Origin of the sequence: Neisseria sp. HMSC073G10, from assembly GCF_001812605.1 — a bacterium.
Taxonomy (GTDB): domain Bacteria; phylum Pseudomonadota; class Gammaproteobacteria; order Burkholderiales; family Neisseriaceae; genus Neisseria; species Neisseria subflava_A.
On the sequence record NZ_KV809488.1, the window covers coordinates 80,165 to 104,173 of the forward strand.

Sequence of the window (24,009 nt, forward strand, 5' to 3'; positions counted from 1 at the left end):
ATACCGGACTCGTGAAAACAAGCTGACCTGAAGCGGAAATCGGATGAATGGCAGCAGGCGTCTGAAACGTCGCCGCGCCGGTTTCTCTCTCTATTCCGACCGGGTTATTGTTTTTATTCGGAGTCGGGTAAGGTTTTTTAGTTTTTAGATAATTGTTGTTATAAGGCCGTCTGAAATTTTGTATCCGCCGTTTCAGACGGCCTTTCACGTTAACGCGCCAAAGGTTCGGTGCGTTCAATCAGCCATGCTTTGGCCGCGCCTTCTGTCAAAGGCTCGAGACGGCGGCGCACTTCGGCGTGATATTGGTTCAGCCATTCGATTTCGCTGCCGGTCATCAGTTTGGTATCAATCAGGCGCGTATCGATTGGGCAGAGGGTAACGGTTTCAAAATACAGGAATTTGCCGAACTCGGTTTCCTCAGGGTTTTCAACCGGACGGTTGATTACCAGGCTTTCGATACGGATACCCCACTTACCCGGACGGTAAAGACCCGGCTCGTTGGAAGTCAGCATGCCTGACTGCATCGCGTGATGCGGTTGCGGCACGGCGGCAACGGCAATGCTTTGCGGGCCTTCATGCACATTGAGGAAATAGCCCACGCCATGACCGGTACCGTGACCATAATCGCATTGTGCCTGCCAGAGCGATTTGCGGCAGATGGCATCAATCATCGGGCCTTTGATGTTTTCAGGGAAAATGGTCTCAGCCAGAGAAATATGCGCCTTCAACACCAAAGTGTAATCGCGTTTCATGGCCGCACTCGGATTGCCGACAGGAACCACGCGCGTGATGTCGGTCGTACCGCCCCAGTATTGGCCGCCGGAGTCAATCAGCAGCATACCGTCGCCTTTGATTTTACTGTTGTTTTCTGGTGTCGCACTGTAATGAGGCAAGGCGGCATTGGCATTGTAGCCCGCGATGGTATCGAAACTTGGCGAAATAAAGCCGGGACGTTGGCTGCGGTGTTTGTAGAGCATGCCGTCGATATCCAGCTCGCTCAATTCGCCGCCGTCTGCCAAGATTTGTTCAAACTCGGCAAAGAAGCCGCACAATGCCGCGCCGTCTTCCGCCATGGTATTGCGGATATGGGCGATATCGGCATCGGATTTGACTGATTTGAAGAATGTGCTTGGGTGGATGGCTTCAATCAAACGAACGTCTTCAGGCAGGCGGCGCAAAGTACCGACAGCAGTTTTGTTCGGATCAATCAGCAATGCGCCCTTAACGCCTGCCAAATAGTCCGCCGCTTGCGCATAAGGCAAAACTTCAAAACTTGCCGCTTTCAAGGCTTCGGCAGATTCGGCTTTCAGACGGCCTGCATCGGTAAACAATACGGCTTTGTCTTGACTGATAAACAGATGGGACAAGAACACAGGGTTGAACGGTACATCATCGCCGCGCAGATTGGTAATCCAAGCGATGTCGTCCAAAGAAGAAACCAAATGCGCATCTGCGCCCTGCTCTTTCATGGCCGCACGGATACGGGCCAATTTTTCGGCCGCCGTTTCGGAAACATAGTCGGGATGGTGAACGTAGATTTCCGGAGTCGGCAATGCAGGACGGTCGTCCCACACTTCGTCCAACAAAGTTTCAGGATATTCGAGGCGGATGTTTTTGGCGGCAAGTGCCTGTTTCAAACCGCGCTCGCCGCTGAGTGCGAACATATCGGCAGGCGCGCCGACGACTGCGCCCTCGGGCAGATTTTGTGCCAACCACTCGGTATAAGGCGCATCAACGCCCATTTTTTGCAGCTCGATGCCGTTTGGCGCGAGCTGTTGGCCTGCCTGTTCCCAATAGCGGCTGTCCGTCCACACGCCTGCTTTATCGGCGGTTACCACCAAAGTACCGGCCGAACCGGTAAAGCCGGAAAAATCGCGACGTGCCTGCCAATGCTCGGGCAGGTATTCGGAAAGGTGCGGATCGGCGGAAGGGATGACAAACGCGTCCACGCCATGTTTTTTCATAGCTTCGCGTAAAGCGGACAAACGTTGTTGTACAGATTTCATGTGTTATGTCTCCTGTTGTTTCAGACGGCCTCTGTCATCAAGGCCGTCTGAAAACTTGTGCTGTCTATAATCAATCTATTTTTTCGGTGCGAACGACCAGTTCTTGACTGTGTAGTTCCGTAAAGGGTCTTTGTCGGAATAGCCGATAATATCGGGTTTGACCATACGCACTTCAACCTGATGATACAACGGAATCAGTGTAGCGTCTTCTTGAAGCTGCTTCTCCGCATCGGCATAGAGCTGGCTGCGCGCTTCCTTGCTGACACCATCTTTCAGCGTATTGTTCATAAATGTATCAAACGCCGCGCTTTTGTAGCGGAATGCATTGTTTGAGTTGTTGGATTTCAAGATATTGAGCATGCCCGCCGCATCATTGAAATCGGAACACCAGCCGCTGAACGAAACTTTGAAATTGCCTTGTGCGCGCGTATCCAAATAAGTTTTCCATTCCTCGTTGGACAAAGTCGGACGGATAAACGGAATGGCGGCTTTCCACACCGACTGCACGGCAGTGATTTGTTTTTTAGACGCTTCGCTGGTGCTGTACAAAATATCGAACTCAAGCGGATGTTCATCGTTGTAGCCTGCTTCGTTCAACAGTTTGCGTGCGGTTTCGATGCGTTTTTCAGGTGTCCACTCCTTCCACTCCGGATAAACAGGAATCACGCCCTGCATTTGCGGCGGCGTCAATTGGAAGGCAGGCGTATCGCCGCGGCCGCCCACTTTGACGACGATGTCGCGGCGCGTCAGCATATTGAGCGCCTTGCGGACGCGCGGATCATTAAACGGCGCTGCTTCGTGGTTCGGCTCCAAATACCAGCTGCACAAGGAAGTTGTACGTTTCACTTGTCCCGGAAACTCAATATCCGCCACTTTGACCTGATCGCTGGGAATGCCGTAAGTTACGTCAATTTCATTGGCGCGATAACGGTTGTATTCACCGCTGCCTGACAAGAAAACCGCCTTCGGAATGGCCACTTTGTCTTTATCGTAATAATTGGGGTTGCGTTCCATATTGATGTGGCTGTTGACTTTCCAATCCTTTAACAGATAAGCGCCACTGGAAACATAATGACCGGGTTGCGTCCACTTATTGCCGTATTTTTCGACAGTGGCGCGGTGCACCGGAAACGTGAATTGCTGAATCAGCATATCGGGGAAATAAGGTACGGGCGCAATCAGCGTAAATTGCAGGGTTTTTGCGTCCAACGCCTTCACGCCCAATGTCTCAGGCTTGGCTTTGCCGTTTAATATATCTTCCGCATTTTCCACTTGGGCATCGACCAAATAGCTGCCGAAAGGTGCGCCGGTAGCCGGATCAGCAAGACGGCGGAAGCTGTACACAAAATCCTCGGCGGTAATCGGATCGCCATTGCTCCATTTGGCATCACGCAGATGGAAAGTCCAGACACGCTCGCCCTTGCTTTCCCATCTTTCCGCCAAAGCAGGAATGGTTTTGCCTTCGGCATCCGTACCGACCAAACCATCCATCAGCTGGCGGATAATCGCACCTGCCGCCATATCGCCGCTCATCTGCGGGTCCAACGTGCCCGGCTCGACGCCGTTGCTGACCACCACGCGCTCATAATCCGTACGCTTAAACTCAGGGGCGGGTTTGACATCGCGGCTGCACGCCGACAACGCAAATACGGCGGCCAATGATGCAGCCAACAGCGGATAGGTTTTTCCGGCCATATTTCATTCCTTCTTTTGGGTATTTTTCTTTTTCAGACGGCCTGATCATTCAAACTACACTTAACTACAAATATTTGAGGTTTTTAAACCCAGTTAAATCCTCTATTTCTAAATATAAAAATAGTGTTTAAAACTACCTATACCATCGAAATAAAAGCAGCCGTCTAAGATTGTCGGCAAATTAACACAAAAATACGTAACTGAAAACTATTTTTCAATTTATCCTACGATAAGTTACAAATGTATTGATTTTTTATAATTTGTCAAATAAGATTATCCGAATTTCCCGTCCCAAATTAAAAAAAAGACATAAAAGGAGAACAAAATGAACAAGTTATCTTGTTTTGTTGCCACTACCCTCATCGGTTCTTCCATAAGCTTCGCCCACGCCGAACCTAAAATGAGCGGTACCATCTACATCATGACCGAGGTCGAACACAACAATAAAACCGGTGTAACCTCTACAACCATTTCCGATAAAAGTTCCAGTCTTTATCTCTCTGATGAAGTACCGCTCAACAACGACTTATGGTTGAAATGGCAACTTGGCTCCTTTATTTACTTCGATTCCGACCGCTGGGGCGGCTGGGGTACTGCTGACTCATACGTTGCGCTCAACAGCTACAAAAACCTCGGCACCGTCAAAATGGGTTACATCAGTACCCCTATGAACAGCATCTATCTGAACCCTTTCGACACCAACAGCCCGATTTTGGAATTCGGCAAAATTTCCCGTTTCGGCCAACGCCGCGTTTCTATGGCTTATGAGTCACCTTGGAAAAACGGTTTCCAATTCAAATTCAACGTCTCCCCAGGTTCCAATGCCGCGCGCAACAACAACGACTGGAATCCGGACAAAAAACGTGACGGCGACTGGGTCTTCGGCTGGGGCGTGGACTACTACCACCCCAACAACGGCTTTAACGCGCACTACGCTGCCGAATACGCACCCAACGACTCTCCAACCGAAACCAAAGACTTCCAAGCCCACGCATTCATGGCCGGATACAGCAAAGACAAAATTTCCGTCGATGCCGCGTTCCAATACGCCAAAAACACTTGCGACGGCTTCAGCTGCTGGGGCGTATGGAAAGATGCGGCAGGCAACGTAGCCGGTTCTTACGACAAAGAAATTAACAACACCAAAGAATTTATGGTGTCCGGCTCATACAAAGTAGGCAATTTCAAACCTCAAATCGGCTTCGCCTACGGTAAAAGCTCTGTCGGCGAAAACTACAAACACGTCGCCGTCAGCACCGATTACAGCTTCTCCAAACGGACAACCGCCACACTCGGCGCCGGCTGGTTGAAAGAAAACGTCAATCCGAAATACGACGAAGATTTGCCGAAAAAATCTTCTTACGCAGTGGGCATGGTATTCAAACACCGCTATTAATGCCTGACAGATTAAAGGCCGTCTGAAACAATTCGTTCAGACGGCCTTTTCTACATCCTATAAATAAACTTGCAGCCCACCTTAAAAATCATTACATTGCCCACACTCAAGCTACAAAAACGTCATCATGAATGCCCACCGCACCCTCATTATCTCCGTCTTCATCGTCGCCAGCTGCGGCCTCGCTTACGAGCTCATCATCGCCGCGCTCGCAAGCTATCTTTTGGGCGACAGTATTTTGCAGTTTTCCTCCGTAATCGGACTTTACCTTTTCTCGATGGGCATAGGTGCGCACCTAACCCAATACATCAAAGATAAAGACGTATTGCACCGCTTTATCGAAATCGAACTTCTGGTCGGCGTCATCGGCGGCATTTCCGCGCTGGCATTATTTGTGGCCTTCGGTTTATCCGCCGCACCGTTCCGCACCCTGCTCTACGCTTTTGTGCTGATTGTCGGCATGGTTGTCGGCATGGAAATCCCGTTGGTTATGCGCGTGTTAAACCAAAAAGGCGCGGAGTTTAAAGAACTCGTTTCCAAAGTATTGACCTTCGACTACTTGGGCGCACTTGCCGTCTCGTTATTATTTCCGCTCCTGCTCGCCCCCAAACTCGGCATGGCGCGTTCCGCCTTATTGTTCGGCATCCTCAACGCCGCCGTCGCCTACCTGACCGCGCGCGTGTTTAAAGCCGAACTGCCACGCTACCGCGCCATCCGCCTGCGTGTGCTGATTGTCTTGTCCATCCTCGCCGTCATCTTCGCCTACGCCGACCGCATTTCCTTCAAAGCCGAACAAAGCTATTTCGGCGATCCCGTCGTCTATCAAAGCCACTCGCCCTACCAAAGGCTGGTCGTGACCCGCTGGAAAGACGACACCCGCCTCTATATCAACGGCAACCTGCAATTCTCCTCACGCGACGAAGCCCGTTACCACGAAGCACTCGTTCTGCCCGCCATGCAGATGGTTCCCAATGCCGAACGCGTCCTGATTCTCGGCGGCGGCGACGGCTTGGCGGCACGCGAAGTCTTGAAATATCCGCAAGTCAAAAATATTACTTTGGTCGATCTCGACCCCGACATGACCGCTACTTTTAAAACCTCCGCCACCTTAAGCGCGCTCAACCAAGGCTCACTGTCCCATCCCAAAATGCACGTCGTCAACGACGATGCCGCCAAATGGCTGGAAGGGTCGTCTGAAAAATTCGACGTCATCATCATCGACCTGCCCGATCCCTCCAATTTCTCGCTGGGCAAACTCTACTCCGTCCCCATGTACCGCCTCGTTGCCCGCCATCTTGAGCCGCAGGGCAAGATTGTTGTGCAATCGACTTCGCCTTATTTCGCCCCTAACGCCTATTGGTCGGTCGTCGCCACCCTCGAAGCGGCCAAGTTGAACACTGCGCCCTATCATGTCTACGTCCCCTCCTTTGGCGAATGGGGATTTGTGCTGGCAGGGTTTGACCAAAACTTCCCCATTCCGCAAAAATTCGACGTACCCACCCGCTATCTCAATGCCCAAACCGCCGCCGAAATGTTCCGTTTTCCGCCCGATATGGCAAGGCGCAAGGTTGAAGCAAATTATTTGAACAACCAAATTCTCGTCAGCTATTTTGAAAGCGATTGGAACAATGTGATGCGATAGAATATCTAAAGGCCGTCTGAAACATCAGTCTTTTTTATCTCCGTTCAGACGGCCTCATTACCCGTTTACCCTTTTTCACACAGCATTTGCTTGAAAAAATAAGGTTTATCTTTATCTAGATAAAACACAATCGACACTATCCGTTGAATGAAGGAACAAACACTTATGCAGTATTTTGGAATCGGTTTTTTGGTTTTAATCTTTTTGGAAATCATGTCCATCGTCTGGGTTGCCGACTGGATAGGCGGCGGCTGGACGCTGTTTGTGATGGCCGTCAGCTTTATCAGCGGTATCTTTATGCTGCGCCATACCGGCATTTCCGGCCTTTTGCTCGCAGGTGCAGCCGTCCGCAGCGGCCAAAACATTTCCCTCTATCAAATGCTGTGGCCGATTCGCTATACCGCCGCCGCGGTTTTCCTGCTCAGCCCCGGTTTTATTTCAACCGCCGTCGCCCTGCTCTTGCTGATTCCGTTTAAAGGCAATACGCCGGTTTCTTCTGCACAGTCTTTCCAAAGCCGTCAGACTTACGGCCCAGCCAAAGATGATGAAGACATTATCGAAGGCGAATACACGGTTACGCGCACCGGCAAAGCCGACAAACCGCAAGACTATATCGAACACAAACCCGATTGACGACTTCCTTCATAACAGGCCGTCTGAATTAGGAATACTCAAAAGTGTTTCATATTTCAGACGGCCTGAGTCATTTCCGGGCTTTGAAAATGTAAATATCAGTTTGTAATTCGGTTATTCCGCATAAATCATTTAAAATAAGCAGCTATTTTGATTCTAAAAACGACACGGTATCCAATGAACGTTCAACGTCTTTTCCCTCTCTCCCTCAGCTTGATTACCGCCGCTGTTTTATCGGCGTGCGCCACCCAAAACACACCGACTGCTTCGAAAACCGAAAGCGTCGTTCAGCCTAAATCCACTTCTATCCCTTCACGCCGCGCCGACAGCGAATCCAAAGTCCTGTCCGATTACAGCCAATACCAAAGCGCCATCGATGCTGCCAAACGCGGCGACGATGCTTGGGTACAACAATTTTTATCCCAAGCCAGCGACAGCGCAATGGCTGAAAACGTCCGCAACGAATGGCTGAAAACCTTGGGCGCGCGCGGCCAGTGGGATTTGTTCCGTCAAGAATTCAGTAAATTGAACGCCGCCGGCGTCGCACAAGAAGTGCAATGTTATGCCGATTTGAGCAGCGGCAATTACAGCAAAGCCGCCGAGCTGGTTCGCGTGACCGGCAAACTGCCTGCCGGCTGTACCCGCTTGGTTGAAAGTACGGCAGCTTCAGGCCGTCTGAACACCAACGACGCATGGCGTCGCGTGCGCGGCTTGTTGAGCAACAGCCAAACCACGGATGCACGCAACCTCGCCACCGCATTGGGCAGCCCGTTTGAAGGTGGCGCGCAAGGTGCGACCGAATACAGCCTGTTGAGCGTAATCGGCAAAGATGCACGCAAATCCGCTTCTGCCGCCGCCACCCTGTCCGACATGGAATCCGGCCTCAGCCGCGAACAACGCAGCTTCGCATGGGGCGTATTGGGCCACTACCATGCACAAAGCCAAAACATGCCGACTGCTTTGAGCTACTACGGCCGCGTTTCCGACCGCAAGCAACTGACCGACGAGCAATTGGAATGGTACGCACGCGCCGCCTTGCGCCTGCAACGTTGGGACGAATTGGCAAGCGTGATTCAGCATATGCCTGAAAAACTGCAAAAAGACCCGACATGGCAATATTGGCTGGGTCGCAGCTTTGCCGCACAAGGCAAAAACAGCCAAGCCAAAGAAATGTATGAAAAAGCCGCTGCTTCCGGCCGCAATTTCTACGCCGTATTGGCTGGTGAAGAACTGGGCCGCCGCATCAATACGCGCAACAATGTTTCCGATGCCGATGCCAGAGACGTCCGCCGCATGAGCGAAGACGGCGCCATCAAACGCGCATTGGTTCTGTTTAAAAACAGCCAAAGCAACGGCGATTCCAAAATGCGCCGTCAGGCACAGGCAGAATGGCGTTTTGCCACCCGCGACTTCAACGAAGACAACCTGCTGACTGCCGCACAAGTCGCTTTTGACAACCAGTTCTACGACATGGCGATCAACAGCGCAGACCGTACCGACCACAAACTCAACTACAAACTGCGCTATATCTCTCCGTTTAAAGACCTGACCGTCCGCTATGCCACACAGGCAGGCGTTGACCCGGCATGGGTTTACGGTTTGATTCGCCAAGAGAGCCGCTTTGTCATGGGCGCGCAATCCAGCGTCGGCGCACAAGGCCTGATGCAGGTCATGCCTGCAACCGCCCGCGAAATCGCCGGCAAAATCGGCATGAGCAGCAGCGAACTCTACACCATGGACGGCAATATCCGCATGGGTACGTGGTACATGGCAGATGCCAAACGCCGCCTGCAAAATAACGAAGTGATGGCCACCGCAGGCTACAACGCCGGCCCAGGCCGCGCCCGCAACTGGCAGGCTTCTTCGCCTTTGGAAGGCGCTATTTACGCCGAAACCATCCCATTTACCGAAACCCGCGATTACGTGAAAAAAGTCATGACCAACGCGACTTATTACGCGTCATTGTTCAACGAACCGCAAACTTCGTTGAAACAACGTATGGGTACGGTTCCCGGCCGTTATTAATACCCGATATGCCGTCTGAAAAGTGCGACAGAATCAAACGTTCAGACGGCCTACAACCTTGACAGACTATCGGGTTTATAAGATAATCGCCCGATTGTTTCTGACCGAAAAGGTCACTTGAACGGCAAAAGCCGACTTGTTAGGAGGTGATGTTTACATCACGGCGCGTATACCGCCCTGCCCTAGGCAAACCAGCGATACAACAACTCCCCCATTATGACAAACCGTCCTCTATTTCTTAAAACGGTTTGATTGAACAAAATTTAAAGGAAATAAAATGCCTGCTATTCGTGTTAAAGAGAATGAACCATTTGAAGTTGCCATGCGTCGTTTCAAACGTGCCGTAGAAAAAACCGGTCTGTTGACCGAACTGCGCGCCCGTGAAGCGTACGAAAAACCAACTACCGAACGCAAACGCAAAAAAGCTGCTGCAGCCAAACGTCTGCAAAAACGCCTGCGCAGCCAACAACTGCCTCCTAAAATGTACTAATTACAGGCCTGCCCTGTGATAAACGACACACCGCAAGGGCAGCTTTGCGGTGTGTTTTGTTTTTCAGACGGCACCTTTTTATTGATATAAAGTGAGAACATTATGAGCCTAAAAACACAATTAACCGAAGACATGAAAACCGCCATGCGTGCCAAAGACCAAGTCTCTTTAAGCACCATCCGCCTGATTAATGCCGCCATCAAACAATTTGAAGTAGATGAGCGCACCGAAGCCGATGACGCAAAAGTCATCTCTATCCTGACCAAAATGGTAAAACAGCGCAAAGACAGCGCCAAAATTTATACCGAAGCCGGCCGTCAAGATTTGGCTGACAAAGAAAACGCGGAAATTGAAATCCTCAACCGCTATCTGCCGCAAATGATGTCTGCAGAAGAAATCAAGACTGTCGTTGAAGCAGCCATTGTAGAAACCAGTGCATCAGGCATGGCAGATATGGGCAAGGTCATGGGCGTATTGAAAACCCGTCTGGCCGGCAAAGCCGACATGGGCGAAGTCAACAAGGTTTTAAAAGCCGCATTGACTGCTTAATCATCAATAATTAAAAAGGCCGTCTGAAATATTATTTTCAGACGGCCTTTCTTATTGTGCCAATCAAGCAGCAGTTACTTTGCTCTCATGACGCAACAAAGTAATCAAATCGCTGATACGTTTTTTCATGGAACGGCGATCGACGATTTGGTCGATTGCGCCCTTCTCCAACAAGAATTCTGCACGTTGGAAACCTTCCGGCAAGGTTTCACGTACAGTCTGCTCAATAACGCGTGGACCTGCAAAACCAATCAGAGCATTCGGTTCTGCCAAAACCACATCGCCCAAGAAGGCAAAGCTGGCAGATACGCCGCCCATGGTCGGGTCGGTCAATACGGAAATAAACGGCAGACGTTTTTCAGTCAGCAAATGCAAAGCCGCGCTGGTTTTCGTCATCTGCATCAAAGAGTTCAAACCTTCCTGCATACGCGCACCACCGGAAGCCGCCACGCAAATAAACGAACAATTATCTGCAACAGCACGGCGCACACCCTGCACGAAACGCTCACCCACGACCGAACCCATGGAGCCGCCGATAAAGCGGAATTCAAATGCAGCCACCACGACAGGCAGGCCGTTCATGGTGCCTTTCATAACAACCAAAGCATCGTCCTCGCCGGTTGCTTTACGCGCAGCAGTAAGGCGGTCCGGATATTTTTTGCTGTCTTTAAATTTCAGCGGGTCTGTCGGTTTAATATTGGCTGCAATCTCTTCACGGCCTTCTTCATCCAAAAGCAGGTCCAAACGTTCGCGCGCAGAAAGCGGATTGTGATGATTACATTTTGGGCAGACTTCGCTGTTTTGTTTCAACTCGGTTGAGTAAACCGTTGCCGAACAAGACGGACATTTGTGCCACAGACCTTCAGGAACGCTGGACGAACTGCTTCGGTTTTTAATTTTCGGAGGAAGAATTTTATCTAGCCAGCTCATGAATGACTCCTTAGGATTCAGAATTCAGTCAGCCAGTTGAACGTAAGGCCGTCTGAAACAATGGAATGGAAAAATTTAGCGAATTGCGTCTTTCAACTCTTTAACTAACGCGCCTACTGCCTCAGCCTCGCTACCCGCGTGACTTTCAATCTCTTTGACGATACGGCTGCCGACAATAACGGCATCCGCCACCGCTCCAATCTTACGCGCGCTCTCCGCATTATTGATGCCGAAGCCGACACCAATCGGAATATCAATGTATTTGCGCAAAAGCTCTATTTTACGCGAAACTTCTTCAGTATCCAAACTTGCTGCACCGGTCACGCCTTTGAGCGATACATAATACACAAAACCGCCGGCTACTTTGGCAATCGTTTGAATACGCTCTTCAGTTGTCGTTGGCGCAATAAGGAAAATACAATCAATACCTTGCGCTTTCAACGATTCATGCAAAGGCGCAATGGTTTCTACCGGAGAATCCACGGTCAACACACCATCTACGCCTGCTTCGGCAGCCGCTTGCGCAAACGCCTGATAGCCCATTTTATGTACAGGGTTCAAATAGCCCATCAAGACAACCGGCGTTTTATCATTGGTTTGGCGGAACAAGCGTACTGTTTCCAATACGTCGCACAAAGAAACATGATTTGCTAACGCCCTTTCAGCCGCACGTTGAATAGTCGGGCCATCCGCCATCGGGTCAGAAAACGGCACACCCAGTTCCAAAATATCAGCACCATTAGCCACCAGGCTATGCATCAATGCCAAGGTTGTCTCAAGGCTGGGATCACCCACCGTAATATAAGGAATCAGTGCTTTTGCGCCATTGAGCGCTGAAAAAGTTTGTTGGATTCTGCTCATTTTCTGCTATCCATTTCATCGATTTGAATGTTGTCCGGCAGCCTATTTATTCTGCCGTTACATTTGTTTTAAAAACCTCAGTCTGCCATGAAAAGACGGCATCTATCCGCATTATCTAATGACTGTTTCTTCCCAATCGGCAAACAAGAGGCTAAGTATAACATTTACGGCTATTTCGTAGAATCATTTGCAATCAAGATTCTGATATTTTGAAAGCAATATAAAACAATAAAGGCCGTCTGAAAATCATTCAAACAGCCTTTATTAGAATCAATTATGCAAATCTTTGTATGCCTTCGCACTTTTGATCAAAATTTCCCTATCGATTACAGTTCGACATGGTGGTTTTGTTGTTCAGAACCAAGATGACGCTCCAAATCAGACAAAATCTGCATCAGACCATGACGAACTTCTTCCGCATTGGCGGCAGGATTGCCGTTTGCATCCAAAGCGCCACGGCTGAATGTATCGATGTACGGTTCAAACGTATCTTTCAGTTTCAACAACTTAACTACATCTGAGCGCGTATATCGATCGCCACCGTATCCAATCACAACATTATTTTCATGTTGCCATTGAGCAAACTGAGCCGGGCTGATTTGCAACAATTGGCACATTTCATCCAACGTAAAATAACGCTTGGCAGGAATAACCGGATTATTGTTGTTTGTCATAGTAATGCTCCACCATGCCTTTGAGTTTTTGGCTGGCATGGAAAGTTACCACACGGCGTGCGGTAATCGGCACTTCTTCGCCTGTTTTAGGGTTACGGCCAGGGCGTTGAGGTTTGTCGCGCAATTGAAAATTACCGAAACCGGAAATTTTAATTTCTTCACCACGCGCCAAAGTGCTGCGGATTTCTTCAAAAAAGAGCTCGACGATTTCTTTGGCATCATTCTTGGTGACGTTGCTGACTTTGTCGACCAAAATATCAGCCAATTCTGCTTTAGTTAGTGTCATGTGTTTACCTTCATTCAAACTGGTGCAATTATTACCAAAATTCTTTTAAAAATCAAGTCCTCACCAAAAAATCAAATATTATTGGCAATTTTTGGCGACAACTTTTATCTTATTTTAAGCGCGAAGCTGTGCGCCTTTTTCGGCTGCCGCTTTAATCATTTTCGCAACCAAAGGTTCGATGACTTCATCTGTCAACGTATTTTCCATATCTTGCAAAATGATTTTGACGGCAACGCTCTTCATGCCTTCAGGCACGCCCGTACCGCGGTAAACGTCAAACACACTGATTTCTTGAACCAACTTGTTCGTCGCCGCTTTCAGGGCATTTAACAAATCATCATGCGTCACAGCTTCAGGCATTACAAATGCCAAATCTCGGCGTGCAGGTTGGAATTTGGATACAGACTGATAACGGGTTTTCTCACGACCCAATACCGCATCCATATCGATTTCAAATACCAACGGCGCTTGTGGCAAATCATATTTTTGCAGCCATTTCGGATGCAACTCGCCAACAAAACCAACTACTTTGCCGTCTGAAACAATATTGGCGGCACGACCAGGATGCAATGCCGGGTGTTCGGTCTTAACAAAGGATACTTCCTTGTTTTTCAAAAGGCTCTCAACATCGGCTTTCATATCGTAAAAATCTACGTTGCGTGTTTTCTCACCCCATTGCTCAGGAAATACGGAGCCATACCACAAACCGCCGATACGTTCGTTTTGAACAAATTGATCAGTCAAATCTTTGCTGAACACACGGGCAATTTCAAACACGCGTACTCGGTTTTGCTTGCGGTTCAAATTGTTTTGCAAAACTTCCACCAAACCGCCGATAAGCGTAGAACGCATGACGGCATACTGCGCCGCCAACGGATTTTGCAGGCGGATAGGATTGGTATTGGCAGCAAAGTCTTGCTCCCATTGCTCATCCACAAACGCATAGCTGACCACTTCGCGGTAACCGCGAGCCGCCATTTCGTTATAAACCGCAAAACGCGGGCGTTTGGTTTCAGGCAAAGCCAACATTTTCAGACGGCCTGAAGTATAGTCGTCAGGAATATTTTCATAACCGTAAACGCGGCCGATTTCTTCAATCAAATCGGCTTCGATTTCGATGTCGAAACGGAAGCTAGGAGAAGTGACACGGAAGCCTTCTGCAATTTTATCAGGCTGCAAACCCAAGTGTTGCAAGATAATTTCGACTTGCTCGGCAGGGATTTCAACGCCCAATACCGTTTTCAGACGGCCTAAACGCAATTCGACCTGTTTTGTCTCAGGCAATTTACCTTGTGCTTCAACCATTTCACCGGCTGCGCCACCACAAATCTGCAACACCAATTCGGTAGCACGCTCAATGGCATCAGCTTGCAAGCAGTAATCCACACCACGCTCAAAACGGAAAGAAGAATCCGAACCAAAACCGTATTGACGGGATTTACCCGCAATAATCTCCGGAGCAAACCAAGCAGCTTCCAGTACGATATTTTGCGTGTCATCTGAAACCGCGCTTGCCTCGCCGCCCATCAAGCCGGCCAAGCTCAACGCACCTTTTTCATCAGCGACCACCAGTGTATTGTCAGCCAAAGTAACCGTCTTCTCGTTCAGACACGCCAAAGTCTCGCCATTTTGAGCACGGCGGACAATCAAACTGCCTGACAGCTTGTCAGCATCGAAAACATGCATAGGCTGACCGATTTCCAGCATCACATAGTTGCCGATGTCCACCAATGCGGAAATGCTGCGGATACCGCTGCGTTCCAAACGTTGTTTCATCCAATCGGGAGTAGCCGCTTTCGCATTGACATTTTCAATAACGCGGCTGATAAAACGACCGCAATCGGCCGGTGCATCAATACGGACAGCCTGTTTTTTCTCACTGTCGATAGAGGCCGTCTGAATTTCAACAGGCGTAAACGCACATTGAGTCAACGCAGAAACCTCACGCGCAATACCCTTAACACTCAAGCAATCAGCGCGGTTAGGCGTAATTTTCAACGTAAACAGCGTATCGTCCAAATCTAAGTATTCGCGGATATTGATACCGACAGGCGCATCTTCAGGCAGAATGTGCAGGCCGTCTACACCATCATCTGGCAAACCCAGTTCATTGGTCGAACACAGCATACCGTTTGATGGTACGCCGCGCATTTTAGTCGGCTTAATTTTAAAGTTACCCGGCAAAACGGCACCCGGCAACGAACACGGCACTTTAATACCCGGCTTGACATTCGGCGCACCACAAACAATCTGAACCAACTCGCCCGTACCGGCATCAACTTGGGTAACGTTCAAACGGTCGGCATCAGGATGTTTCTCAACAGATTTTACTTCGGCAACAACCACGCCACTGAAAGCAGGGGCGGCAGTATCGATTTCTTCCACTTCCAAACCGGCCATGGTCAAAAGATGTTCCAGTTTATCGGCAGAAAGATCAGGATTGGCTTGGGTTTTCAGCCATGAATAAGGAAATTGCATATTATTTTCTCTACTATCAGGCCGTCTGAAACAAATTTTTATCAGACGAAATCAGTAATATCTATTCACTTTTTCAGACGGCCTATCAAAAGACCATCTGAAATTTATTTAAACTGCTTCAAGAAGTTCAAATCGTTATCGAAGAACAAGCGCAGGTCATTGACGTTGTAGCGCAACATGGCAAAACGGTCGAGACCGATACCGAAAGCGAAACCGGTATATTTTTCAGGGTCGATATTCACATTTTTCAACACGTTAGGATGTACCATACCGCAACCGCCGACTTCCAACCATTTGCCGTTTTCGCCCATAATGTCGATTTCGGCAGAAGGCTCGGTAAACGGGAAGAAAGACGGACGGAACCGTACTTGCAGATCATCGCGTTCAAAGAAGCGACGGATAAAGTCAGTGAACACTGCTTTTAAGTCGGCAAAAGTTACGCCCTCTTCCACCCACAAACCTTCGGCTTGATGGAACATAGGCGAGTGAGTGGCATCACTGTCCACACGGTAAACACGACCTGGAGCAATAATGCGGATAGGCGGCTCTTTTTTGTCGAGCATATAGCGGATTTGGATAGGCGAAGTGTGTGTGCGCAAAACGTCGCCGTTTTCAACGTAGAAAGTATCTTGCATCGCACGCGCTGGGTGATTTGCAGGAATATTCAAGGCTTGGAAATTATGGAAATCGTCTTCGATTTCAGGGCCGTCCGCCACTTCAAAACCCATACCGTGAAACAGCTCAACCACACGTTGCAAAGTCAAAGTCACTGGGTGCAAACCGCCATGCTCTTGTGCACGGCCCGGCAAAGTAATATCCAAGGCTTCTGCAGCCAATTGGGCTTGAAGCTTGGCTTCATTCAGGGCATCGCGTTTGGCATTAAAGGCCGTCTGAAACTGATTTTTGCATTCGTTGATGTGCGCGCCTATGGTTTTACGCTCTTCAGGAGACATTTGACCCAAAGTTTTCAAAAGTCCGGTCAATTCGCCGGTTTTACCAAGATAGCGTGCTTTAATTTGTTCTAAGGCATTGAAGTCTTGCGCGGCTTCAATAGCGGCAATACCTTCTGCAACGATACGGTTTACATTTTCCATAGTGGTTTATCGTCTGTTTGTTGATGGCAGGCCGCCTGAAACAACAAAGCCGTCTGTTGGATTTGATTGCAAACCCGTTCAGACGGCCTTTTGTCTTACTGCGGCCAATCCGTTTGATAAGAGGGGCCTATTTTATCGCAAATCAGTATAAAAAAATAGAGTTTAAAGAAAGAAAATCAACTACATAGGATTTCTTTAAGAAAAGAAAAAAGGAAGCATAAGCTTCCTTTTTAAATAATCTTATCGAATTAAGCAGCCAAAGCAGCTTTAGCTTTTTCAACCAATTGTGCAAATGCAGCTTTGTCGAATACAGCCAAATCAGCCAATACTTTGCGGTCGATTTCGATAGTAGCGCGTTTCAGGCCGTTCATAAATTTGCTGTAAGACAGACCATTTTCACGGGCACCTGCGTTGATACGAACGATCCACAGTTGACGGAATTGACGTTTGCGTTGGCGACGGTCACGGTATGCGTATTGACCGGCTTTCATTACCGCTTGTTTGGCAACACGGTAAACGTTTTTACGACGACCGCGGTAGCCTTTGGCTAACGCGAAGACTTTTTGGTGACGAGCACGAGCGGTAACACCGCGTTTTACGCGTGGCATATTCTAAACTCCTTAAGCGTAGGGCAACATTTTAGCAACAGAAGCCAAATCGCGTGAATCTACCATAGCGGTGCCGCGCAATTGACGTTTAGTTTTAGTGGTTTTTTTGGTTAGGATGTGACTTTTGAACGCATGACCGCGTTTTACACCACCGTTACCCAGTACTTTAAAGCGTTTTTTCGCGCTAGACTTGGTTTTCATTTTAGGCATTGGAAAACTCCATTCGTTATTAGATAAGGTATAAGGGGTTTTGAAATAAATTTCAAACACTTGGAACCCAAAATACCACGGTTTTTGCCGCTAATTAAACCTTATTCCGAGCGGCAATCGAAATAAGCCTTGTATTATAGCTTTATTTTTTCTTAGGCGCAATCATCATCACCATTTGGCGGCCTTCCATTTTAGGGAAAGACTCTATTTGTGCCACTTCAGCCAACTCTTCTTTTACGCGTTCAAGCAATTGGGCGCCCAATTGTTGGTGGGCCATCTCACGACCGCGGAAACGCAATGTCACTTTGACTTTGTCACCATCGGCAAGGAAACGGTTGATATTGCGCATCTTGATTTGATAGTCGCCTTCATCAGTACCCGGACGGAATTTAATTTCCTTGATTTGTACCTGCTTTTGGTTTTTCTTAGCTTCGTCGCGCTTCTTGGCTTGTTGGTATTTGTATTTACCGTAATCCATCAGTTTGCAAACGGGCGGTTTGGCAGTCGGGGAAATTTCTACCAAATCGACATCTTGCTCTTCGGCCATAGCCAGAGCTTCACGAACTGAAACGACACCAAGCTGATCGCCTGACTCACTGATTAATCGCACTTCTTTGGCGGTAATTTCACCATTGATTCGTGCTTCGCGTTCTTGAGCGATGATGAATACTCCTATAAAAATTAATGATTGACGAGGGCATCAGTGATTTCTTGCTGCAATTGTGCAATAAAATCATCTACATTCAAAGAACCCAAGTCTTCTGCTTTGCGGCGTACCGCAACTTTGTTTTCTTGTTTCTCTTTATCGCCGACAACAATTTGATAAGGGAAACGGTATTGGCTGTTGTCACGGATTTTGTAACCGATTTTTTCGTTACGCAAATCCAATTCGACACGGAAGCCTGCCTCCTGCAATTTGGCAGCCACTTCACGACAATAATCTGCCTGGTTCTCGGTAATATTCATAATCACCATTTGAACCGGAGCAAGCCACAATGGGAATGAGCCTGCATGGTTTTCAATCAGAATACCGATGAAGCGCTCCAAAGAACCCAAAATAGCACGGTGCAACATTACAGGACGCGCACGATCGTTGTTTTCTGTTACATATTCGGCATTCAAACGCTCTGGCAATACAAAGTCCAACTGCAGGGTACCGCACTGCCAAGAGCGACCCAAGGCATCTTTGACATGATACTCAATCTTAGGACCGTAGAATGCACCTTCGCCAGGTAACTCTTCCCACTCTACACCGCAAGCGGTCAATGCATCACGCAAACCTTGTTCGGCCTTATCCCAAACTTCGTCAGAACCTGCACGTTGCTCAGGGCGGAGGGACAACTTCACAGCAACATCATGGAAGCCGAATTGTTTGTAAATGCGAACAAGCAATTCATTGAATGCACGTGCTTCATCAACGATTTGATCTTCGGTACAGAAGATATGCGCATCATCTTGCACAAAACCGCGAACACGCATCAGACCATGCAATGCACCGCTTGGTTCATTGCGATGGCAAGAACCGAACTCAGCCAAACGCATTGGCAAATCGCGATATGAGCGCAAACCGTTATTGAAAATTTGCACATGACCCGGACAGTTCATCGGTTTAACCGCGTATTCGCGTTTTTCTGAACTGGTCACGAACATATTGTCTTTATAGTTTTCCCAGTGGCCGGATTTTTCCCAGAAGGTTTTATCCATAATCTGAGGCGTTTTAACCTCTTTATAACCGGCAGCATTCAGCTCTTTACGCATATGCTGCTCAATCACTTGCCACAAAGCCCAGCCTTTAGGATGCCAGAACACCATGCCCGGTGCTTCATCTTGCAGGTGGAACAAATCCAATTGTTTACCCAGCTTACGGTGGTCGCGTTTTTCCGCTTCCTCGATGCGTTGGATATAGGCTTTCAATTCGTCTTTACTTGCCCAAGCCGTACCGTAAACACGTTGCAACATTTCATTGTTGCTGTCGCCGCGCCAGTATGCGCCTGCCAGCTTGGTCAGCTTAAAGTTTTTCAAGAAACGGGTATTGGGAACGTGAGGACCGCGGCACATATCGACGTATTCTTGATGATGATACATACCCATTGCTTCCACTTCAGGCATATCTTCAATCAGACGCAATTTGTACTCTTCGCCGCGATCTTGGAAAATTTTGATGGTTTCTGCACGAGGCGTCATTACTTTAATAACGTCATAGTCTTGTGCAATCAACTCTTTCATGCGCGCTTCGATAGCAGCCACATCATCAGGCGTAAACGGTTTTTCAGTCGCAATATCGTAATAGAACCCGTCTTCAATCACCGGGCCGATAACCATTTTTGCATCTGGGTAGAGCTGCTTGACCGCATGACCGACCAAGTGCGCGCAGGAGTGGCGGATAATTTCCACGCCCTCTTTGTCTTTAGGCGTAATGATTTGAACATGAGCATCTTCGGTAATCGGATCGCAAGCATCCACCAATTTACCGTTAACCTTGCCCGCTACCGTTGCCTTTGCCAAACCTGCACCGATAGACGCTGCAATTTGCGCCACGGTAACGGGTGATTCGTATTGGCGGACCGAACCGTCCGGCAAGGTAATGTTCAACATCAGAAAGCTCCAAAACATTAAAAAATAACGGCATAAAGCCGTTATGGAAATTTGGTAGGCACAATTGGACTCGAACCAACGACCCCCACCATGTCAAGGTGGTGCTCTAACCAACTGAGCTATGTGCCTTCATCTAAGTCGCTTATTGTAACGAAGCGTGTTCCCTTTTGCAAGCATCTGTAAATACTTTTCAGACGGCCTGAATATTTTTGTTTGATTTATACCTCATTTTTTATTTCCTCCGTCATTCAGGCCGTCTGAAGCATTGTTTTGACAAAGATAAAATCCAGCCGTCAACCAACGAAAAATCCTTTATAATCTGCCCTTTCATTTCGCACACACGCGAACGTCCAATCTATTATTACTATGCTCAAATTTACCTTACACAAAAAAGACGGTCATGCCCGACGCGGCACTTTGGAATTGAACCACGGCAAAATCGAAACGCCGGTATTTATGCCTGTCGGCACTTACGGTTCGGTCAAAGCAATGAACCCACAAAACCTGCATGACATCAAAGCACAAATCATTTTAGGCAACACTTACCATCTGTGGCTGCGCCCAGGTTTGGAAGTCATCGAACAATTCGGCGGCCTGCACGAATTTATCGGCTGGGATAAGCCGATTTTGACTGACTCAGGCGGTTTCCAAGTATTCTCGCTGTCCGACATGCGCAAGCTGACCGAAGAAGGCTGCACATTCCAAAGCCCGATCAACGGCGACAAACTGTTCCTCTCGCCCGAAGTGTCGATGAAAATCCAAACCGTATTGAATTCCGACATCGTGATGCAACTGGACGAGTGCACCCCTGGCGAAGCAACGCACAGCCAAGCGCAAAAATCGCTGCAAATGAGCCTGCGCTGGGCGGAACGAAGCAAAAAGGCTTTTGAAGACCTAAAAAACCCGAATGCGCTGTTTGGCATTGTACAAGGCGCGATGTATGAAGATTTGCGCGAAGAGTCGCTGAAAGGCTTGGAAGAGCTCGATTTCCCCGGCTTGGCCATCGGCGGATTGTCCGTTGGTGAACCTAAGCCCGAAATGTACCGTATGTTGCGTGCTGTCGGCCCTATCCTGCCGGAACACAAACCTCATTATTTGATGGGCGTCGGCACGCCTGAAGACTTGGTATACGGCGTGGCACACGGCGTGGATATGTTCGACTGCGTCATGCCTACCCGCAATGCGCGTAACGGCTGGCTGTTTACCCGTTTTGGCGATTTGAAAATCAAAAACGCCAAACACAAACTCGACAAGCGTCCGATTGATGAAAGCTGCACCTGCTACGCCTGTCAGAATTTCAGCCGCTCCTACCTGCACCATCTGCACCGTGTCGGCGAAATCTTGGGCGCACAGCTCAACACCATCCACAATCTGCACTTCTACCAAGTCATCATGGCAGAAATGCGCGAAGCCATCGAACAAGGTAAATTTGCCGATTGGCAGGCGCAATTCCATGAAAACCGCGCCCGCGGTGTGGATTAATCCTTTTAAAGGCCGTCTGAAATTAGGTTTTAATTCAAACTGCTTTTCAGACGGCCTCAATATTCTTAATTAATAAAGCACAATCATGTCCCGTTTCCATACCGAACCGCCCTTAGCCTACACCGCACAAAACCGTACCGCCGTCCTGCTGCTCAACCTCGGCACGCCTGACGCGCCCACCGCTGCCGCAGTCAAGCCTTACTTGAAAGAATTCCTGTCCGATCAACGTGTTGTCGAACTGCCCAAGCTCTTATGGCAACCGATATTGTGCGGCTTGGTATTGACTTTTCGCCCGAAAAAAAGCGCACATGCCTATGAAAAAGTTTGGTTTAAAGAAGGTTCGCCGCTTGAGGTTTACACACACCGCCAAGCAGAAGCTCTGGCCAAACATTTGCCCGATGTCATCGTCCGTCATGCCATGACTTACGGCAATCCAAGCGTTGCCGATGTGTTAGCGGAACTCAAAGCCCAAGGCGTAGGCAAGTTGCTGGTCATTCCGCTCTACCCGCAATATGCCGGCTCTTCTACCGGCGCGGCTTTGGACAAAGTGTTTCAAGAGTTATTGCTGCAACGCAACCAAATGAGCGTCCGCACCGTCTCCCGTTATTACGACGATGCCGCCTATATTCAAGCCATGAAGCAGCATATTGAAGCCTATTGGGCCCAAAACGGACGCGGCGAAAAACTGATGTTGAGTTTCCACGGCATTCCGCAAAAGCATCACGACAACGGTGACCCCTATCCTGACGAGTGCCACCATACTGCCAAGCTGCTGGCGCAGGCATTGGGCTTGTCCGAACAAGAATACATCGTTTCTTTCCAAAGCCAGTTTGGCAAATCCCAATGGGTCAAGCCCAGCACGCAAGCCCTGTTTGATCAGCTGCCGAAACAAGGCACGACCAAACTCGACGTATTCTGCCCCGGCTTCCTGGCCGACTGCCTCGAAACCATGGAAGAAATCGCCATTATGGGACGCGAACAATTCCACGCTGCAGGCGGCAAAGAATACCGTTACATCCCCTGCCTCAACGATTCCGCCGACTGGATTGCCGCACTTGCACAATTAAGTCGGGCCAATCTGCAAGGCTGGATTTGACCTAAACCAAAGGCCGTCTGAAAAATCTACTTTCAGACGGCCTTTAGCGTTATCATCAAGCTATTAAAACGCAAACCAAGCGTGTGGCCATCAAAAATACCACTCAAAAAGGAACACATCATGACTGCACTCCGCCCTATCCTGCTCCTTCTGACCGCACTCAGCCTCCCAACCGCTTTTGCCGCTGATACCGCGCTGATGAGCAAAGGACAAAAAATTTACGAAACCAACTGCGCCGCCTGCCACGGCAAAAAAGGCGAAGGCCGGGGTGCCATGTTCCCGCCTTTATTCCAGTCCGACTATATCAATAAAAAACCGCAAGTCCTGTTGCAAAGCATGACCAAGGGCATCAACGGCCCGATTAAAGTGAACGGCAAACCCTACAACGGCTTCATGCCTTCTACCGCCATCAACGATGCCGATGTTGCCGCCGTTGCCACTTACATCATGAACGCCTTTAATAATGGCGGCGGTACGATTACTGAAACAGATGTCAAAAAATCTCACGGGAAAAAATAAAACGTCTCTCCCCTAAAGGCCGTCTGAATATTTCAGACGGCCTTTTCTGTACGACACATTTTTGTTTCTATATTTATGGTTACGTAACATCAACAAACATACGCAAAAAACCGTCAAACCGAAAAAAGCATATGTGTTTTGTGTTAAAGTAAACATTATTTAGCGGCTGTTTTGCGTCCAGGCCGTCTGAAAGGTTTTATGTTATGAACTTTTTCCGCAAGACTGTTTTATTTCTAGTCGTCCTCTCCATATTTGCCGCCTGCGGCTCCTTTATTTCCCAATACGTTTTGGGCATGAACCCATGCGTATTGTGTATCCTGCAACGCTTGTGCGTATTGGCTGTCGGTCTGTTGGCCATTGTTACGGCATTCAGTTCGCAATCTTCCAGATTTGCCCGCTCGCTCTCGGCATTGTTGATTGCCGCCCCGGCCGTTTACGGCGCAGGTGTCGCCGCCTATCAAATTTGGCTGCAAAGCCTGCCGCCCGGCACTGCCCCTTCTTGCGGCGCACCTTGGACCTTCCGCCTGCGCGACTGGCCTTTGTTCGATTGGTTTGAACCCATCGTCCGCGGCTTTGGCAACTGCGCCGAGCCGGACTATCTATTCGGCGTCACCCTGCCGGTGTGGAGTATTTTGTATTTCGGCTTCGTGGTATTGCTGCTGCTTTGGGCTTGGTTGAAAACCAGAAAAATCTGATTGGTTTCGATATAAAAAGGCCGTCTGAAATTTCAGACGGCCTTT

At 48.8% G+C, this 24,009-nt stretch carries 22 protein-coding genes and 1 tRNA gene; 10 read left to right on the forward strand and 13 right to left on the reverse strand.

The genetic code is table 11. From position 1 onward, the window contains the following. Positions 1-209: 209 nt before the first annotated feature. On the reverse strand, positions 210-2,006 hold the full coding sequence (locus HMPREF2865_RS00960; RefSeq protein WP_049331283.1) for an aminopeptidase P family protein: 1,797 nt from the start codon (positions 2,004-2,006) through the stop codon (positions 210-212). Between the two features lie 75 nt (positions 2,007-2,081). Beyond that, positions 2,082-3,701, reverse strand: a complete 1,620-nt coding sequence (locus HMPREF2865_RS00965; RefSeq protein WP_070645001.1) for an ABC transporter substrate-binding protein — start codon at positions 3,699-3,701, stop codon at positions 2,082-2,084. A gap of 325 nt (positions 3,702-4,026) precedes the next feature. Between HMPREF2865_RS00965 and HMPREF2865_RS00970 the strand changes: the two genes are divergently transcribed. The 6 genes from HMPREF2865_RS00970 (at position 4,027) to HMPREF2865_RS00995 (ending at position 10,436) form a co-directional block, all read left to right on the forward strand. Further along, a complete protein-coding gene (locus tag HMPREF2865_RS00970; RefSeq protein ID WP_070645004.1) occupies positions 4,027-5,097 on the forward strand; it encodes a porin in 1,071 nt (356 codons plus the stop codon). Between the two features lie 127 nt (positions 5,098-5,224). Further along, complete coding sequence (locus HMPREF2865_RS00975) at positions 5,225-6,739, forward strand: polyamine aminopropyltransferase (RefSeq protein WP_070645006.1); 1,515 nt, start codon at positions 5,225-5,227, stop codon at positions 6,737-6,739. Between the two features lie 165 nt (positions 6,740-6,904). Further along, on the forward strand, positions 6,905-7,372 hold the full coding sequence (locus HMPREF2865_RS00980) for an FxsA family protein (RefSeq protein ID WP_036490296.1): 468 nt from the start codon (positions 6,905-6,907) through the stop codon (positions 7,370-7,372). Between the two features lie 177 nt (positions 7,373-7,549). After that, entirely contained in the window at positions 7,550-9,397 is a 1,848-nt protein-coding gene (locus HMPREF2865_RS00985) for a lytic transglycosylase domain-containing protein (RefSeq protein ID WP_036490298.1), read from the forward strand. Positions 9,398-9,674: 277 nt separating this feature from the next. Then, positions 9,675-9,887 (forward strand): 30S ribosomal protein S21, encoded by a 213-nt coding sequence (gene rpsU, locus HMPREF2865_RS00990; protein WP_003680926.1) that lies wholly within the window; start codon positions 9,675-9,677, stop codon positions 9,885-9,887. A 102-nt stretch (positions 9,888-9,989) separates the two neighbouring features. Further along, entirely contained in the window at positions 9,990-10,436 is a 447-nt protein-coding gene (locus HMPREF2865_RS00995; RefSeq protein WP_070645009.1) for a GatB/YqeY domain-containing protein, read from the forward strand. A gap of 63 nt (positions 10,437-10,499) precedes the next feature. Here HMPREF2865_RS00995 and accD read toward each other — a convergent pair whose 3' ends face one another. The 11 genes from accD to HMPREF2865_RS01050 all read right to left on the reverse strand — a co-directional run bounded on the left by accD (position 10,500) and on the right by HMPREF2865_RS01050 (position 20,301). Then, entirely contained in the window at positions 10,500-11,366 is an 867-nt protein-coding gene (gene accD / locus HMPREF2865_RS01000) for an acetyl-CoA carboxylase, carboxyltransferase subunit beta (RefSeq protein ID WP_070585790.1), read from the reverse strand. A 75-nt stretch (positions 11,367-11,441) separates the two neighbouring features. Beyond that, the gene (gene trpA / locus HMPREF2865_RS01005; RefSeq protein WP_070645012.1) at positions 11,442-12,227 is read right to left on the reverse strand and encodes a tryptophan synthase subunit alpha; all 786 of its coding nucleotides are present in this window, start codon (positions 12,225-12,227) and stop codon (positions 11,442-11,444) included. 326 nt (positions 12,228-12,553) lie between these two features. Next, positions 12,554-12,901, reverse strand: a complete 348-nt coding sequence (locus tag HMPREF2865_RS01010) for a hypothetical protein (RefSeq protein WP_070645014.1) — start codon at positions 12,899-12,901, stop codon at positions 12,554-12,556. Next, positions 12,885-13,187: an integration host factor subunit alpha gene (locus HMPREF2865_RS01015; RefSeq protein WP_003680933.1), complete on the reverse strand. Its 303-nt coding sequence runs from the start codon at positions 13,185-13,187 to the stop codon at positions 12,885-12,887. The genes HMPREF2865_RS01010 and HMPREF2865_RS01015 overlap by 17 nt, the downstream gene beginning before the upstream one ends. A gap of 114 nt (positions 13,188-13,301) precedes the next feature. Then, complete coding sequence (gene pheT, locus HMPREF2865_RS01020) at positions 13,302-15,665, reverse strand: phenylalanine--tRNA ligase subunit beta (protein ID WP_070645017.1); 2,364 nt, start codon at positions 15,663-15,665, stop codon at positions 13,302-13,304. Between the two features lie 104 nt (positions 15,666-15,769). Beyond that, complete coding sequence (pheS, locus tag HMPREF2865_RS01025) at positions 15,770-16,759, reverse strand: phenylalanine--tRNA ligase subunit alpha (RefSeq protein WP_003683075.1); 990 nt, start codon at positions 16,757-16,759, stop codon at positions 15,770-15,772. A 248-nt stretch (positions 16,760-17,007) separates the two neighbouring features. Beyond that, positions 17,008-17,367: a 50S ribosomal protein L20 gene (gene rplT, locus HMPREF2865_RS01030; RefSeq protein WP_070645019.1), complete on the reverse strand. Its 360-nt coding sequence runs from the start codon at positions 17,365-17,367 to the stop codon at positions 17,008-17,010. Between the two features lie 12 nt (positions 17,368-17,379). Continuing rightward, positions 17,380-17,577 (reverse strand): 50S ribosomal protein L35, encoded by a 198-nt coding sequence (gene rpmI, locus HMPREF2865_RS01035; RefSeq protein ID WP_003675505.1) that lies wholly within the window; start codon positions 17,575-17,577, stop codon positions 17,380-17,382. Positions 17,578-17,719: 142 nt separating this feature from the next. Then, positions 17,720-18,241 (reverse strand): translation initiation factor IF-3, encoded by a 522-nt coding sequence (gene infC, locus HMPREF2865_RS01040; protein ID WP_079453677.1) that lies wholly within the window; start codon positions 18,239-18,241, stop codon positions 17,720-17,722. A 17-nt stretch (positions 18,242-18,258) separates the two neighbouring features. Further along, entirely contained in the window at positions 18,259-20,172 is a 1,914-nt protein-coding gene (gene thrS / locus HMPREF2865_RS01045; protein WP_070645189.1) for a threonine--tRNA ligase, read from the reverse strand. A gap of 52 nt (positions 20,173-20,224) precedes the next feature. Continuing rightward, positions 20,225-20,301 (reverse strand) — tRNA-Val (locus HMPREF2865_RS01050). Positions 20,302-20,538: 237 nt separating this feature from the next. On the opposite strand from HMPREF2865_RS01050, the gene tgt reads away from it, so the two are divergent. The 4 genes from tgt (at position 20,539) to HMPREF2865_RS01070 (ending at position 23,964) form a co-directional block, all read left to right on the forward strand. Then, entirely contained in the window at positions 20,539-21,654 is a 1,116-nt protein-coding gene (tgt, locus tag HMPREF2865_RS01055; RefSeq protein ID WP_003745960.1) for a tRNA guanosine(34) transglycosylase Tgt, read from the forward strand. Between the two features lie 85 nt (positions 21,655-21,739). Then, positions 21,740-22,750 (forward strand): ferrochelatase, encoded by a 1,011-nt coding sequence (gene hemH, locus HMPREF2865_RS01060; RefSeq protein WP_070645022.1) that lies wholly within the window; start codon positions 21,740-21,742, stop codon positions 22,748-22,750. Positions 22,751-22,870: 120 nt separating this feature from the next. Then, a complete protein-coding gene (locus HMPREF2865_RS01065) occupies positions 22,871-23,269 on the forward strand; it encodes a c-type cytochrome (protein WP_070645025.1) in 399 nt (132 codons plus the stop codon). 203 nt (positions 23,270-23,472) lie between these two features. Continuing rightward, on the forward strand, positions 23,473-23,964 hold the full coding sequence (locus HMPREF2865_RS01070) for a disulfide bond formation protein B (protein ID WP_070645027.1): 492 nt from the start codon (positions 23,473-23,475) through the stop codon (positions 23,962-23,964). The last annotated feature ends 45 nt before the right edge of the window (positions 23,965-24,009 follow it).